A 13,299-nucleotide genomic window follows, 5' to 3' on the forward strand; every position below is an offset into this window, starting at 1 on the left:
ATGGTCGGCGGATATGCAGGCAAGATTTTAAGGGTTAATCTAACGGAGCAGACAATATCGACCGAGGATATAAATTTAAAATGGGCTGAGGATTTTATAGGCGGAAGGGGTTATGGTGAAAGGCTTTTATTTGAAGAGATAGACCCAACAATCGACCCGTTAAGTGAAGAAAACAAGCTAATTATAGCCACAGGACCTTTGGGCTCCACCTATGCTCCATCATCTGGCAGGGTTATGGTGATTACAAAAGGCGCTTTAAATGGGACTATAGCATGCTCAAACTCCGGTGGTCATTTTGCAGGAGAGCTAAAGCGGGCTGGCTATGATATGATCGTTATTGAAGGTAAGGCTGAAAAACCTGTCTATCTGTGGATATACAAAGGAAGGGCTGAAATAAGGGATGCCTCAAAGCTTTTAGGCAAAAACACGAAGGAGACAGATAAATTACTTAAAAGGTTTACCCATCCTGAGGCCTCCACTCTTCAGATAGGCCCTGCTGCAGAGAAACTCTCGCTTATCTCCAATATAACATTCGATGGTCGCAGGATGGCTGGAAGAACCGGTATCGGTGCTGTTATGGGCAGTAAAAACTTAAAAGGTGTGGCTGTTAAAGGCCATATATCCATAAAGGTTGCAGATAAAGAGAGGTTTGCAAAGGCTGTGTTTGAGGCAAGGGATATCTTAAGCAAGGATGCCTTCTCAGGCAAGGGTGGGGCAAAATACGGGACAGCTGTGCTTGTAAATGTTATAAACAGTGCAGGCGGACTGCCTACGAGAAACGCCCATGATGCCTACTTTGAAGGTACAGCTTCGATTAGCGGTGAGAGATTGACAAAAGAATACCTAATAAAGGCTGAGGCTTGCGATAGCTGCTCCATAGCCTGCGGTAGGATAACCCAGATAAGCAAGGGTAAATATACAGGAAACAAAGGGGTTGGGCCTGAGTATGAGACGATCTGGGCACTTGGTGCTGCATGCGGAGTGGATGATTTAGATGCCATTGTTATGGCAAACTATCTGTGCAACGAATACGGTTTGGATACGATATCTGCTGGTGCCACCGTGGCATGTGCTATGGATCTGTTTGAGGCTGGATATATACCCAAAAGCGATGTGGGATTTGAGCTGAGGTTTGGTGATGCTGAGGCTATGGTTGAAGCTATCAAGTCGATGTGCGAGCAGAATACAGATTTTGGAAAACTATTGGCCAAGGGTTCATATAGGCTTGCAGAACATTACGGCCATCCGGAGTTTTCGATGAGTGTTAAGAAGCAGGAGTTTCCCGCATACGACCCAAGGGCTATCAAGGGTATAGGTCTTGAGTATGCCACAAGCAACAGGGGAGCCTGCCATGTTAGGGGTTATACAATAGGCGCTGAGGTGTTGGGTGGATTGGATAAGAGCAGTTATGAGGGTAAGGCAAAGCTGACCAAAAAACTCCAGGATATAACAGCTGCTTTGGATTCTGCAGGGATCTGTTTGTTTACAACATTCGGTTTGAAAGCCAAAGAGATTGCCGAATTATTCGCCTCGGCTACGGGTTTTGAGTGTGATAAGGATGAGTTTGTTAAAAAGGGTGAAAGAATCTGGAACTTAGAAAGGATTTTCAACATAAAAGCCGGTTTTTCATCCAATGATGATAGGCTTCCAGAGCGTATGGAGAAAGAACCTATAAAAACAGGGCCAGCAAAGGGTGAAACAACCGATATCTCTAAGATGTTGCCTGAGTATTACAGGTTAAGAGGCTGGGATGAAAACGGCTTTCCAACGCAGGAGAAACTAAAAGAGTTGGGGCTTGAGGGGTTGTTATGATAGCTATAATAGGCGGCAGTATAGCCGCTTTTTATGCCTATAAGACGATTAAGGATATAGATAAAACGATAGAGGTTAAGGTTTTCTCCAAAGAGGATAGACAGCCCTATGCCAAGATGATGCTTCCATATATGCTCTATAATCAGACGGAATCGTCTTTTGAGATAAACCCCGATGATATTGTCCTAAATTGCGAGGTAAAAGTAATAGATACAACAAGTAAAACCATAAAGACCCATAATTACACATATTCGTTTGATAAGGCGATCATAGCTGCAGGGGCTGATGCTTATATACCTGAATATAAAGGCGATTACGATGGTGGGTTGTTTGGCGTTAGGTATGCTTCAGATATAAAGGCGATAGGTGAAAAGCTGAAAAAAGCCAGGTTTAGGCATATTGTTGTTTTAGGGGCTGGGCTTGTAAGCCTTGAGATGGCCTTTGCCTTTGTTAAGTTAGGCTTTTCTGTTAGCGTTGTTGTATCATCCAGCAGGATCCTATCACAGATTTTACCAGATAGGGCAGCTAAACTTGTTCAAAACCACATAGAGTCTTTGTATCCTGTTAAATTCTATACATCAAACGATGTGGAATTTATGCAAAAAATGGATAACGGTATTTATGTAAAACTAAAAGACGGTGAGGAGTTAAATTCAGATTTTGTTGTTGTTGGAAAGGGTGTAAGACCCAATACTCACTTTATAGATAAAACGGTAAAAATAAACACAGGTGTGATTGTTGATGAATTTTTGAAGGCCAAAGAGGATGTTTTTGCCGCTGGCGATATAGCAGAAAGCGAGGATGCCATATGGAACGATAAAAGGCTCCATGCGATCTGGCCTGTGGCTATTGCTCAGGCAAAGATAGCAGCCAAGAATGCTGTTGGACTAAACATAAAAGCAGAACCTGAAATCTCAAGAAATATCCTGCCCATCTTTGGTATTGACATATTCACAGGCGGTGATAGTATTGGGTTTGATGGTGATGTGGTTGAATCAGAAAGTGATGGTTTTAGGATGGTTGTAATCAAGGATGGACTCCTAAGAGGCTTTTGTATGGTTGGCCAGGTTAGAAATTATGGCGGATTGGTGCGACTTGTTAAGGATAGAACAGGCATACGAAAATACGAGCTCAACTATCTGTTGTTTGGTAATGTATAGGAGAGGGTATGAGTTTTATTGAGTTGTCTGTTATCGGTTTTATAGCTGCTCTAACGCCAGGGCCTGATATACTGTTTATCGTTCAGACCACCATAAACCATTCATTTAAGGAGGGTCTTAAGGCGCTAAGCGGGATTTTAACAGGGAATTTCATAGTTATTGCTATCTTGATTATTGGCCTTTCATCTGTGGGCAGGAGCGCATATTTTCAAATGCTCATATCGTTTTTTGGGGGCATCTATCTGTTCTATGTGGCCCATGAGATATTCAAGCACAGAAAGGATGAGGTAAGGGTAAGACAACCAAAGGCCAAGACATTTTACCTTAAAGGGTTAACGGTCAATCTATCAAATCCCAAAGCCATAATCTTTTTTAGCGCCATCATAGCGCCGTTTCTTGAGAGGGGAAAGCTTATATCAACACTTATGTTTCTATTTGGTGGGATCGTTTTAGCCTTTATTTTAACCATAGCCTTAACAGAGATGTTGAGAAAGAACTTTTTAAACCCCAAGGTTGCAACTATCATAAATACAGTATCATCCCTGATCTTCTTCTTCTTTTCAGTTGAGCTTTTGCATTATTCATACAGCAAGCTTATGCTTATCCTATAATCCTAAAAGGTGAGAGATAACGAACTGCTTTGCAATGCGGCCGTTCCTTGTACCTTTTGATGTGGCAAAGGCGCAGGCCTGCTTTTCCCAGTCTTTAAACTCATTAACCTCGTATTTTTCCATATAAAACCTGACGATTTTTAGATATGTTTCCCTATCGGGCGAACGGAATGATACAACAAGACCGAACCTGCCATACAGCGACATCTGCTCATTTATCTCATCAACATCATAGATCGTATCGGTTTTAGCCACACTATCTTTAATCAGATGCCTTTTGTTTGATGTGGCAACAAACATCACATTGTCGGGTTTTTCTTCAAGTCCACCCTCAAGCATCGATTTAAACTGCCTATAGTTGTTGTCCCTGTGGTCAAAGGATATGTCATCGAAAAACAGAATAAACCTGTATGGCTCTTTTGAGACATAATCATACAGGTCGTATAGATCGCTGTTGTCATAGTTTACCTGGATGATCTTTAATCCCTTTTTGTGATACTCGTTGGCAAAAGCCTTAATTAGCGAGGATTTGCCGCAACCCCTTTCACCCCAAAGAAGCATATTCAAAAACGGCTTTTTGCTTATAAACGCTTCGATATTTTTTCTAATTAACAGGATCTGTGCATCAAGTCCTATAAGCTGGGATGTGTTTATGTTGCTAAAGTTTATGACAGGTTTGAGTTTGCCACTTTTGTAAATGAAAGCCCATTTCATCTTAAAACAAACACGACCCTTTCTGCTGCCTGAACGCCGCTTACAAGCTGTTTTTCTATATCTGCTGTTTTGCTTTCTGCTCCGATGAACATAAGATAATTCCACTGAATAACACTGGATTTTTTGTATGCCTCATACATCGAGGGATAGATATCGTCTTTGTTTATGATTATATACAGCTCTTTGTTGTCTATCAGGCAGGACAGCTCCTGCTCTGTGTTTGAGCTAACCAAGGCATTACCCTCACTTGCAGCAGCCGAAATAGCCAAAACAACCCCAACCCCATCCTTTGAAAAGTGGGTTTTACCATCATAGCCTAATTCGGATAGTTTTGGCTCTATTTCTTCAAAATTTATAACCTCAACACCGTTTAGGCTTGCCGTTTTTTTGAACTGTTCAATCGTTTTCATCGTCCGATTTCTTTATAAAACCCCCGTTTTTGTAATCATAAATCAGAGGTTTTCCCGTGGGAATTTCGAATTTTGGTATGTCATTGTCCGATATGTTCTCTATAAACTTTACTATAGCCCTCAGGCTATTCCCGTGCGCACTTATGAGTATATTTTTACCCTCCTGAAGCTTTGGAATTATAGTGGATTTAAAAAACGGTATCGTTCTTTCATAATTGTCCTTTAGGGATTCACCCCCCGGAGGGTTGATGTCATAGCTTCTTCTCCATCTGTGAACCATCTCTGCACCGAATTTCTCTGCCATCTCCTGCTTGTTCAACCCCTGCAGGTTTCCATAATACCTCTCGTTGAGTTCCTCAATCTCATATACCGGTAAAACAGGTATGTTTTCTGGCATGTTAGCCCAATCTTTCATTTTACCTTCGTTGTGTTGTATTATAGGAATTTTCCCGCATTTATTTTTTGATAATGATATCATGGCTGTTTGAATTGAGCGAATTAACACAGAAGTATAGACCTCATCAAAGCAACAATTCTTAAGCCTTTCGCCAGCTTTTAGTGCCTCATCAATTCCTTCTTCAGCTAAAGGCACATCAACCCATCCAGTAAAGAGATTTAACTTATTCCACATAGATTTACCATGCCTTAAAAGTACTAACACAGCCATATCATTTCTCCTTTTTTGTTTTACTTGTTGCTAAAGCTTTTACAAGAGGTTATAATTTAAAAATAAAATGGAGCCAGCGATAGGATTCGAACCTACGACCTGCTGATTACGAATCAGCTGCTCTACCCCTGAGCTACGCTGGCCATGCATAGGGGATTTTATTTAAAGGGGATTATTTGTCAAGCCTATTGAAAAATTACGCGCAATGTTGTATAAGTTGCTCACTTTTGGAGGGGTGAGATGAGAGAAATAAAAAATATTTATGTGGTTGGCAGAAAAAACCCTGATTTAGACAGCGTTGCATGCAGTATAACATACGCCGAGCTGAAAAATACAATAGATAAAGAGACAAATTACGTCCCGGCTGTCTGCGGCAGAATAGATGTGGCAACTCAAAAACTGTTTGGACATTTCAATATACCCTTCCCTAAATACATCGCTGATTTAAGCCTAAGGGTAGAGGATGTGATGACGTCCCAAACAATAACTGTTAACAAAAACGACCCGGTGACGGAAATTTTTAAGTTAATGTTAAAAAACGATTTGATGGTTGTCCCTGTAGTTGATGATAGTGGTAAGTTTATTGGATATCTTGGCATGATAGATATTGCAAGGAAGAGTATCTCGTCAGTTATGCCAGACATATTTAGAAAGATAAAAACAAGTATATCTATAATAAAAAAAGCTGTAAACGGTGAGGTCATTGTTAAGATAGATGAGGATGAAACAAAACAGTTTGTTGCTACTACAATTATGGGCGTAATGGATGTAGATTGCTTATTCGAAATAATAGATAGAATTGACCCGGAAAATACTATAATAGTCATTGGAAACAGAAAAGACTTGCAAAAAGCGGCAATAGAATTGGGTGTTAAATGCGTTATTTTATCTTATGGTTGCAACTTAGATAATGAATTGGCATCTCTTGCAAAACAAAAAGGGGTTTTTGTAATAAGGTCTGAATACGACGCCTTTGCTACGGTAGGATTGATAGAGTGGGGTACACCTGTTGAGAGTGTGTGTGAAAAAAGTAGTGTGTTTGTAAATCTATCAGATCTTGTAAACGAGATAAAAGAAAAGGTTTATCAATCAAGTAATAGGGCTGTAGCAGTAGTTGATAAAAGCAATAAGGTTAGAGGAATCATAACAAGAACTGATATAATTAAATACAACAAAAGAAACGTTATACTAGTAGATCACTCATCGAGCGCAAATGCCCCTGATGGAATATTTGAATGCAATGTTCTTGAAATAATAGACCACCACAGGATTGGTGATATACAAACGGGTTATAGGACACGATATAGAATTGAACCTTGGGGCTCAACAGCTGCTATAATAGCCGATGAATTTGCAAAACATAAGGTAAAGCCATCGAAAACAACGGCCATGTTGCTTGCGAGTGCTATAATAGTTAATACGGAGTTCTTAAAAGAGGAGAAAGCTACAGACTACGATATAGAGGCACTCCAATGGGTTTGCTCATTATGGGATATAGATATTGAAGAATTTAGCGAAGAAATAAAAAGTGTATTAAATTCTTGAGGGAAGAGGAGGTTTTCTATGATCAGATCAACCACAGCGTTGTATCTTACATTTTTAGCGTCCTTCTTATCGATTGGCTATGCATTGTTCGCAGCCTATTATGTATTGTCAAAACAAGATGGCAACGAGAGGATGCGTGAAATTGCAAAAGCCATTCAGGAAGGCGCATATGCATTCCTGTCAAGGGAATACAAAAGCATAGCCATTGTGGCTGTTATAGTATTTGCAATCCTGTGGGCATTAGGCGCCAAAAGTGAACATTTTGGTCTTTTAACAGCTCTGGGTTATTTGACAGGAGCAGTCCTATCTGGATTGGCAGGCTATATTGGCATGGTTGTAGCCGTTAAAACAAACGTAAAAACGGCTGAAATGGCAAAAAATGGTCTCGCAAAAGCCTTAAATTTGGCTTTTAGGGGAGGTTCAGTCACCGGATTTTTGGTTACAGGCTTTGGTCTTTTGGCTATAGCCGGATTTTACTACATCTCAGTTTATATATTTAAACAACCTGTTGAACACACAATTAAGGCCTTAATCGGTCTTGCTTTTGGAACAAGTTTAATTAGTGTTTTTGCTCGTCTTGGTGGTGGAATCTACACAAAGGCTGCAGATGTTGGTGCAGACCTTGTCGGTAAGGTAGAGGCTGGAATTCCTGAGGATGACCCAAGAAACCCAGCAGTTATTGCCGATAACGTGGGTGATAATGTAGGAGACTGCGCTGGAATGGCAGCCGATGTATTCGAAACATTTACAGTTACAACTGTTGCTTCTATGGTTTTGGGACATACTCTTTTTGACAAAGCTGGTACGGTTGGTATAGCCGCTATGTTCCCATTACTTATTGGGGCTATAGCCTCTGTTTCTGCTATTATCGGAACATTTTTTGTAAAACTTGGAAAATCAAACAACATCATGGGTGCATTCTATAAGGGTATGGTAGCAACAGCTATTATAGCTTTGGTAATAATCTACTTTGCGTCTAAAAAATTCTTTGCGGGTGGTGTAAATTACTCCTGGGGAGTAGTAACTCCTAACAGTATTTTCTTGTCGGCTGTTATTGGTATGGCTATCACAGCATTGCTCATGTTTATAACAGAGTATTACACATCATATGAATACCCACCTGTTAAATCGATAGCAAAATCGTCTGTTACTGGACATGCTACAAACATTATTCAAGGTATGGCTGTAATGTTAAAAGCTCCGGCTGCTCCGGCCATAGTCATTGCTCTGGGTATCTTCTTCTCATATAAGCTTGCAGGACTCTACGGTATTGCTATAGCTGCGGCTTCAATGCTTTCTTTAACCGGTATGGTTATATCCATAGACTCATATGGGCCTATCACTGATAATGCAGGTGGTATTGCAGAGATGGCCGAGCTTGATGAGTCTGTAAGGGCTGTTACAGACCCTCTGGATGCTGTTGGAAATACAACAAAGGCTGTCACGAAGGGATTTGCTATAGGCTCTGCCGCTTTGGCTGCTCTGGTTTTGTTTGCTGAATACACAAGAGCAATAGGAGCTGGAGCGCATTCATTTGATTTAAGCAACCATCTTGTTTTGGTCGGTTTATTGTTCGGAGGTCTACTACCGTTCTATTTCGGGGCAATGAGCATGGAGGCAGTAGGTGTTGCTGGCGGTATGATGGTTGAGGAAGTTAGAAGACAGTTTAAAACAATTAAAGGTATACTTGAAGGTAAGGCAAAACCTGACTATGCTTCCTGCGTTGATATAGTTACAAGAGAATCCTTAAAGAAAATGATAGCTCCAGGATTGATACCAGTATTGGGCCCTATTATTGCCTATATTCTATTTGGCAAAATAGCTTTGGGTGCCCTTTCTATAGGTTCAATTATAACAGGTTTCTTTTTAGCCGTTGCAATGACAAGTGGTGGCGGCGCTTGGGATAACGCTAAAAAATACATCGAGGATGGAAATTACGGCGGTAAGGGTTCTGAAGCTCACAAAGCAGCTGTAACAGGTGATACTGTTGGTGATCCGCTTAAAGATACTGCAGGTCCAGCTATAAATCCAATGATTAAGATAATAAATATCATAGCTATTTTGATAGTTCTAACCAACTTATAAAATATTAGGGGGAGCAACCCCCTTTTCTGCTATATTCCTCAGAATTTGAGGAATATAGCAGAAAAAATTCCTAGAAGAGAGGTGTAAGAATGGTTGAAGAGACAAATCTTTTGTATGAGGGCAAGGCTAAAAAGGTATATGAAACAAATGACCCTAATCTTTTGATAATATACTTTAAAGACGATGCTACTGCATTTAATGGAAAAAAACACGCTGTTATAGATGAGAAAGGAGCCTTAAATAAAGCTATAACAGTTAAGGCTTTTGGCTGGATGAATGAGTGTGGCATACCTAATCACTTCGTTGAGGAGAATTCAGGTAGGGAAATTGTGGTAAAAAGACTTAAGATGGTTCCTGTTGAAGTTGTCGTAAGAAATATCGCTGCAGGCTCCATTGCAAAGAGGCTTGGACTTAAGCAGGGAGAAAAACTTCCAAGACCTGTAATTGAATTTTACTACAAAAGCGATGAGCTGGATGACCCCATGATTAACGAAGACCACATTACGGCATTTGGTTGGGCAAATGAGGATACAATTAAAAAGATAAAAGATATGGCTTTAAAGGTCAACGATTGCTTAAAAGAAAAGTTCGACAAAGCAGGAATAGAGCTTGTTGATTTCAAACTTGAGTTTGGTTTTGATAACGACGGCAATCTGCTTGTTGGGGATGAGTTTACACCGGATGGCTCAAGGTTGTGGGATAAGGAAACAGGCGAGGTTCTGGATAAGGACAGATTCAGAAAGGATTTAGGCGATCTTATTGAAGGGTATGAGAAAATAATGATGAAGATATCAAGGGTTTAGGTATGAAATACATCGTTATAGTCAAACCAAAGAAGGCTATTTTAGACCCACAGGGTAAAGCTATAAAAAAGGTGGCGGAAAACTATCTGCAGAGTGAAATTAAGGATATAAGGGTGGGAAAATACTTTGAGATTGAAATAGAGAAAGAGGATGATGGGCTAATAAATAAGCTGGCAAAAAACATACTCTCCAACGATGTAATTGAGGATTACGAGGTAAGAAAGGCGTGAGGGTTGGAATAGTAAGATTTTTGGGTACAAACTGTGATTTTGACTGTAGGTATGCTTGCGATACTCTGGGTATAGACTCAGATTTCATCTGGCATGAACAGACTCATATAGAAGGTTTCGATGCTGTAATTTTGCCCGGTGGTTTCTCGTATGGGGATTATCTGAGATGTGGGGCTTTGGCAAAGTTTTCCCCCATTATGAAGGCTATAGGTGAGTTTGCAAAAAAGGGCGGCTATGTCATGGGTATCTGCAACGGTTTTCAGATACTCTTAGAAAGCGGGCTCTTGAAGGGCTCGCTTCTTAAAAATAAAAATCTCAGATTTATCCATAAAGATGTGTATCTAAGGGTTGAGGATAGCAGATGCTATTTTACCGATGGGCTTGCAGGCAAAACTTTAAAAATGCCTATAGCTCATGGTGATGGTAATTATTTTTGCAGTGAGGATTATTTAAAATACCTGCAGGACAACGAAATGATAGTCTTAAGATATGCATCAAAACAGGGTGATGTCTCTGATGAGTGCAACCCAAATGGATCAATATACAACATAGCTGGTATTTGTAATGAGGATGGCAATGTATTTGGACTGATGCCCCACCCTGAAAGGGCAGTAGGGGATTTGGGAAATGATGGTGAGTATATCTGGGAAAGACTCCTTGGGGGTTAGATATGTTTGATAAAAGCAGGGAACTTTTCGAAGAGGCCAAAAAATATATAGCTGGTGGTGTAAATAGTCCCGTTAGGGCCTTCAAAAATGTAGGAAGACACCCACTTTTTATTAAAAAGGCAAAGGGATCCAAGATTTACGATGAGGATGGAAATGAGTTTATTGATTATGTGAACAGCTGGGGACCTGCAATCTTGGGTCATGCTGATGACGAGGTTATAAACAAAACAAAGGATGCACTGGATAACGGATTTAGCTTTGGTGCACCTACAATTCTTGAAACTGAACTTGCCAAAAGAATAGTAAGAGCGTTTGACTCTATAGAGATTGTAAGGTTTGTAAACTCTGGCACAGAAGCGGCTATGAGCGCAATTAGGCTTGCTAGGGGTTTTACAAGCAGAGATAATATACTCAAATTTAACGGTTGCTATCATGGCCATTCTGATAGCTTATTAGTTGGAGCAGGCTCAGGCTCAAGTACTTTCGGTATACCATCGAGTAAAGGTGTACCTGTAGATTTTGCAAAACACACAATTTTGGCCGAATTTAACGATCTTGATGGTGTCGAAGAGATATTTAAAAAGCATGGTGATACTATAGCCGCAGTAATAATAGAACCTGTAGCCGGAAACATGGGTGTAATTAAACCCAAAGACGGTTTTCTGAAAGGCCTAAGAAGTATATGTGATAAACACGGAAGCCTTCTAATATTTGATGAGGTAATGACCGGTTTTAGGCTAACCTACGGTGGAGCTCAACACATTTACAATATAACACCCGACATAACGGTATTAGGTAAAGTTGTTGGAGGAGGTTTCCCTGTAGCCTGCTTTGGAGCAAAAAGGGAAATTATGAAATATTTAGCCCCCGAAGGGGATGTTTATCAGGCAGGGACTTTAAGTGGAAATCCTGTTGCAATGGCTTGTGGCATAGCTACCCTGGATATACTAAAGAGAAAAAATCCCTACAAAGACTTAGAGAAAAACACAAGCAAAATAGTGTCAAGGATCATGGGACTTGCCAATCAATATGGAATACCGGCAAGTGGTGAGTCTATAGGTTCGATGTTTAGCGTGTTTTTCATGGAAAACAAGCCATCAAACTACAGGGATGTTCAAAAGAGTAACTTAAGACTCTTTACAAATTATTTTATAGGGTTGTTAGAAAGGGGGATTTACATACCCCCATCCCAATTTGAATCCAACTTTATAACAATAAAACACTCACTTGAGGATATAGAGAATACCCTTGTTGCCGTAGAGGACATATTTAAAGAGATAGCAAGTGGCAAATTTTACGTATGAATGATCGCAAAAAAAGGCGAGAAAAGGCAAAATTCTATTTAGAGCTATATGATGCCACTACTATAGGTTTTAGTGTTGTTCTTTCCATTCTTTTTGGTGGTGCTTTAGGGTATTGGCTGGATAGAAAATTCCACTCATCTTACCATTGGTTGTTCTTTCTTTTTTTAGCATTTGGTATAATAGCAGGTTTTAAAAACATGTTCTACGGAATAAAAAAAATCAATAAAGGCTCTAATGAAGATAACAATAAAAAAACTTGAAATAACCTTCGTAATAATGTATTTTTTAGCAGCACTTTTATGTTTTTTCTTATTCAGAAGCAAGAGCTGCCTTTTGGGTAGTTTGGTTGGTTGGTTGGTCTCGATAGGAGACTGGTATCTTTTAAAATTTATGGCTAAAAGATGGCTTAAAAGGGGTGGATATTCGTTTGTGGATTACGGCTTAAGGTTTGCCATCGTAGCTGTGAGTATTTTGCTTTTGCTTAAGTCTGGATTTAGCCCAGTAGGTATAATCATTGGAGTGTCGGTAATTCCAGTATCTCTGATGATGCTGGCTGTGCTGAGTTTGTTTAGAAAAATCACGGTTTGAGGGGGTAGCATGGAAGCACCAAGTTTCTTAGATTTTATAATTCATGTCACTGGTTTACCAGGTTATCTTGTTTTTAGTTGGTTTATGATTTTGGTTATCATTAGTCTGGCTTTAATTGTCAGGTCATCCTTGAAACTGATGCCAGAGGGTATTCAAAATGTAGCAGAAAGCGTTGTTTATGGGATTTACAGCTTTGTGGAAGATATATTGGGCAAAGAAGAAACTCCAAAGCATTTTCCTTTGCTTGCAACCTTGGCTATAGTTATCTTTTTCTATAACATAGTAGAATTAATACCAGGTTTTATACCACCTACATCCAATTTGAATACAACGCTGTCTATGGCTTTAATTGTTTTCCTTTATTATCAATTTTTAGGTTTCAAAAGGCATGGCATAAAATACATAAAACATTTTATGGGCCCTGTATGGTGGCTTGTGCCGTTAATTCTACCAATAGAGATAATAGGACATTTCGCAAGAATAGTATCGCTCTCCGTCAGGTTATTCGGTAATATTTTTGGTGATGATTTACTCTTAGCTGTTGTTTTCTTCTTAGCACCATGGCTTGTTCCTCTGCCCGTTATGGCTTTGGTTTTACTTGCGGCAAGTATTCAGGCGTTTATATTCTTCTTGCTTAGCACGCTGTATATAGCAGATGCCATAAACGAGGCACATTAAAAAAAATTTGAATGTTTTTAGATT

General features: G+C 39.8%; 15 protein-coding genes and 1 tRNA gene. 12 read left to right on the forward strand and 4 right to left on the reverse strand.

The features are described from left to right. From HIPMA_RS04295 to HIPMA_RS04305, 3 genes are read left to right on the forward strand one after another with little or no spacing between them, the layout of a single operon-like run. Window positions 1-1,812, forward strand: a complete 1,812-nt coding sequence (locus tag HIPMA_RS04295) for an aldehyde ferredoxin oxidoreductase family protein (RefSeq protein WP_013681845.1) — start codon at window positions 1-3, stop codon at window positions 1,810-1,812. Beyond that, complete coding sequence (locus tag HIPMA_RS04300) at window positions 1,809-2,972, forward strand: NAD(P)/FAD-dependent oxidoreductase (protein WP_013681846.1); 1,164 nt, start codon at window positions 1,809-1,811, stop codon at window positions 2,970-2,972. The genes HIPMA_RS04295 and HIPMA_RS04300 overlap by 4 nt, the downstream gene beginning before the upstream one ends. An 8-nt stretch (window positions 2,973-2,980) precedes the next feature. Beyond that, the gene (locus HIPMA_RS04305; RefSeq protein ID WP_013681847.1) at window positions 2,981-3,583 is read left to right on the forward strand and encodes a LysE family translocator; all 603 of its coding nucleotides are present in this window, start codon (window positions 2,981-2,983) and stop codon (window positions 3,581-3,583) included. Here the strand turns inward: HIPMA_RS04305 and HIPMA_RS04310 are convergent. The 4 genes from HIPMA_RS04310 to HIPMA_RS04325 all read right to left on the reverse strand — a co-directional run bounded on the left by HIPMA_RS04310 (window position 3,578) and on the right by HIPMA_RS04325 (window position 5,517). Beyond that, window positions 3,578-4,297 carry a DUF815 domain-containing protein gene (locus HIPMA_RS04310; RefSeq protein WP_013681848.1) on the reverse strand — a complete coding sequence of 240 codons (720 nt, stop codon included), beginning with the start codon at window positions 4,295-4,297 and terminating at the stop codon, window positions 3,578-3,580. The genes HIPMA_RS04305 and HIPMA_RS04310 overlap by 6 nt on opposite strands. Continuing rightward, a complete protein-coding gene (locus tag HIPMA_RS09155; protein ID WP_013681849.1) occupies window positions 4,294-4,707 on the reverse strand; it encodes an LUD domain-containing protein in 414 nt (137 codons plus the stop codon). The genes HIPMA_RS04310 and HIPMA_RS09155 overlap by 4 nt, the downstream gene beginning before the upstream one ends. Next, complete coding sequence (locus tag HIPMA_RS04320) at window positions 4,694-5,374, reverse strand: 2,3-bisphosphoglycerate-dependent phosphoglycerate mutase (protein ID WP_013681850.1); 681 nt, start codon at window positions 5,372-5,374, stop codon at window positions 4,694-4,696. Before HIPMA_RS04320 ends, HIPMA_RS09155 begins: the two co-directional genes overlap by 14 nt. Window positions 5,375-5,442: 68 nt before the next feature. Next, a tRNA-Thr gene (locus tag HIPMA_RS04325) sits at window positions 5,443-5,517 on the reverse strand. Between the two features lie 97 nt (window positions 5,518-5,614). Between HIPMA_RS04325 and HIPMA_RS04330 the strand changes: the two genes are divergently transcribed. From HIPMA_RS04330 to atpB, 9 genes are all read left to right on the forward strand, one after another. Continuing rightward, window positions 5,615-6,919 (forward strand): putative manganese-dependent inorganic diphosphatase, encoded by a 1,305-nt coding sequence (locus tag HIPMA_RS04330; RefSeq protein WP_013681851.1) that lies wholly within the window; start codon window positions 5,615-5,617, stop codon window positions 6,917-6,919. Between the two features lie 18 nt (window positions 6,920-6,937). Then, entirely contained in the window at window positions 6,938-9,004 is a 2,067-nt protein-coding gene (locus tag HIPMA_RS04335) for a sodium-translocating pyrophosphatase (protein ID WP_013681852.1), read from the forward strand. A gap of 89 nt (window positions 9,005-9,093) precedes the next feature. Next, window positions 9,094-9,807 (forward strand): phosphoribosylaminoimidazolesuccinocarboxamide synthase, encoded by a 714-nt coding sequence (gene purC / locus HIPMA_RS04340; protein WP_013681853.1) that lies wholly within the window; start codon window positions 9,094-9,096, stop codon window positions 9,805-9,807. A gap of 2 nt (window positions 9,808-9,809) precedes the next feature. Next, complete coding sequence (purS, locus tag HIPMA_RS04345) at window positions 9,810-10,037, forward strand: phosphoribosylformylglycinamidine synthase subunit PurS (RefSeq protein WP_013681854.1); 228 nt, start codon at window positions 9,810-9,812, stop codon at window positions 10,035-10,037. Further along, a complete protein-coding gene (gene purQ / locus HIPMA_RS04350; protein ID WP_013681855.1) occupies window positions 10,034-10,705 on the forward strand; it encodes a phosphoribosylformylglycinamidine synthase I in 672 nt (223 codons plus the stop codon). The genes purS and purQ overlap by 4 nt, the downstream gene beginning before the upstream one ends. A gap of 2 nt (window positions 10,706-10,707) precedes the next feature. Further along, window positions 10,708-12,009, forward strand: coding sequence for a glutamate-1-semialdehyde 2,1-aminomutase (gene hemL / locus HIPMA_RS04355; protein ID WP_013681856.1), 1,302 nt, complete (start codon window positions 10,708-10,710; stop codon window positions 12,007-12,009). Then, window positions 12,006-12,269 (forward strand): AtpZ/AtpI family protein, encoded by a 264-nt coding sequence (locus tag HIPMA_RS04360; RefSeq protein WP_013681857.1) that lies wholly within the window; start codon window positions 12,006-12,008, stop codon window positions 12,267-12,269. The genes hemL and HIPMA_RS04360 overlap by 4 nt, the downstream gene beginning before the upstream one ends. Then, window positions 12,244-12,597: a hypothetical protein gene (locus HIPMA_RS04365; RefSeq protein WP_013681858.1), complete on the forward strand. Its 354-nt coding sequence runs from the start codon at window positions 12,244-12,246 to the stop codon at window positions 12,595-12,597. Before HIPMA_RS04360 ends, HIPMA_RS04365 begins: the two co-directional genes overlap by 26 nt. A 9-nt stretch (window positions 12,598-12,606) precedes the next feature. Then, window positions 12,607-13,275 (forward strand): F0F1 ATP synthase subunit A, encoded by a 669-nt coding sequence (gene atpB / locus HIPMA_RS04370; protein WP_013681859.1) that lies wholly within the window; start codon window positions 12,607-12,609, stop codon window positions 13,273-13,275. Window positions 13,276-13,299: the final 24 nt, after the last annotated feature.

Source organism: Hippea maritima DSM 10411 (assembly GCF_000194135.1).
Taxonomy (GTDB): Bacteria; Campylobacterota_A; Desulfurellia; order Desulfurellales; family Hippeaceae; genus Hippea; species Hippea maritima.

Excerpts from the sequence above, each read along its gene's own strand:
- HIPMA_RS04295 (WP_013681845.1), top strand. The coding sequence starts at position 1 with ATGGTCGGCGGATATGCAGGCAAGATTTTAAGGGTTAATCTAACGGAG.
- HIPMA_RS04300 (WP_013681846.1), top strand. The coding sequence starts at position 1,809 with ATGATAGCTATAATAGGCGGCAGTATAGCCGCTTTTTATGCCTATAAG.
- HIPMA_RS04305 (WP_013681847.1), top strand. The coding sequence starts at position 2,981 with ATGAGTTTTATTGAGTTGTCTGTTATCGGTTTTATAGCTGCTCTAACG.
- HIPMA_RS04310 (WP_013681848.1), bottom strand. The coding sequence starts at position 4,297 with ATGAAATGGGCTTTCATTTACAAAAGTGGCAAACTCAAACCTGTCATA.
- HIPMA_RS09155 (WP_013681849.1), bottom strand. The coding sequence starts at position 4,707 with ATGAAAACGATTGAACAGTTCAAAAAAACGGCAAGCCTAAACGGTGTT.
- HIPMA_RS04320 (WP_013681850.1), bottom strand. The coding sequence starts at position 5,374 with ATGGCTGTGTTAGTACTTTTAAGGCATGGTAAATCTATGTGGAATAAG.
- HIPMA_RS04330 (WP_013681851.1), top strand. The coding sequence starts at position 5,615 with ATGAGAGAAATAAAAAATATTTATGTGGTTGGCAGAAAAAACCCTGAT.
- HIPMA_RS04335 (WP_013681852.1), top strand. The coding sequence starts at position 6,938 with ATGATCAGATCAACCACAGCGTTGTATCTTACATTTTTAGCGTCCTTC.
- purC (WP_013681853.1), top strand. The coding sequence starts at position 9,094 with ATGGTTGAAGAGACAAATCTTTTGTATGAGGGCAAGGCTAAAAAGGTA.
- purS (WP_013681854.1), top strand. The coding sequence starts at position 9,810 with ATGAAATACATCGTTATAGTCAAACCAAAGAAGGCTATTTTAGACCCA.
- hemL (WP_013681856.1), top strand. The coding sequence starts at position 10,708 with ATGTTTGATAAAAGCAGGGAACTTTTCGAAGAGGCCAAAAAATATATA.
- HIPMA_RS04360 (WP_013681857.1), top strand. The coding sequence starts at position 12,006 with ATGAATGATCGCAAAAAAAGGCGAGAAAAGGCAAAATTCTATTTAGAG.
- HIPMA_RS04365 (WP_013681858.1), top strand. The coding sequence starts at position 12,244 with ATGAAGATAACAATAAAAAAACTTGAAATAACCTTCGTAATAATGTAT.
- atpB (WP_013681859.1), top strand. The coding sequence starts at position 12,607 with ATGGAAGCACCAAGTTTCTTAGATTTTATAATTCATGTCACTGGTTTA.